An 857-nucleotide genomic window follows, 5' to 3' on the forward strand; every position below is an offset into this window, starting at 1 on the left:
GGCTCAAGCCCAGCCCCAGCCCCCCCGACTTGGTGGTCCAGAACGCATCGAACACGCGCTCCGGTGCTTCCAATGGCAGCCCGCTGCCGTGGTCGCGCACGCTCAGTGCGACGCGTGCGTCATCCACGCGGAGACTACGCAGCGTCAGACGACGCCCACCGGCGGGAATCCCGGCCATCGCATCGACCGCGTTGAGAATGAGGTTGCCGATCACCTGCTGCACCTGTACACGATCCCCGAATACCAGCGGCAGTTCGTCATCGAACTGGGTGTTTACCGCCACCGCGTGCTGCTCCAGCTCGCTGCGCGACAACGCCAGCATTTCCAGCACCGCCTGGTTGAGATCGAAGCCGCGTCGTTCCGGGCTGGCACCCTGGGTCAAGCCACGGATGCGTGCGATCACGTCACTGGCGCGGTGCGCGTCGGCGAGGATGCGGGCCAACGTCTGCCGCGCCTTCTCCACGTTCGGCGGCGCCTGCGCCAGCCAGCGCTGGCTGGCTTCGGCACTGCTGGCGATGGCGGCCAGCGGCTGGTTCACTTCATGGGCGATGGAGGTGGTCAGCTCGCCCACCGTGGAGGCGCGCGCAACGCGCAGCAGACGCGCCTGCGCTTCCTGCACGGCGGCCTTGGCCGCTTCCATTTTCAGTGACAGGTAGGTGGTGATGACGATCACCAGCATGCCGATGGCCGAGTTGACCAGACCGATGCGGTAGGTGCCGAAGCGGGTCAGGAAGAAGCTCAGCCCGGTCAACGCGATGCAGATGGCCGCCAGCAGCACCAACCCGCGGGCACTCATGACCCGCGATGCAGCCAGGATCACCGCCGCATAGAAGCACGCGGCGGCCACGGCGTAATCG

General features: G+C 67.1%; 1 protein-coding gene. It reads right to left on the reverse strand.

Annotated features, from left to right (window positions below; translation table 11 throughout):
- Nucleotides 1–857, reverse strand: an 857-nt coding sequence (locus tag ACXJKH_RS21415) for a sensor histidine kinase (protein ID WP_457322397.1), incomplete at both ends; no start/stop codon positions are given.

The organism is Stenotrophomonas sp. P5_B8, from assembly GCF_054049855.1.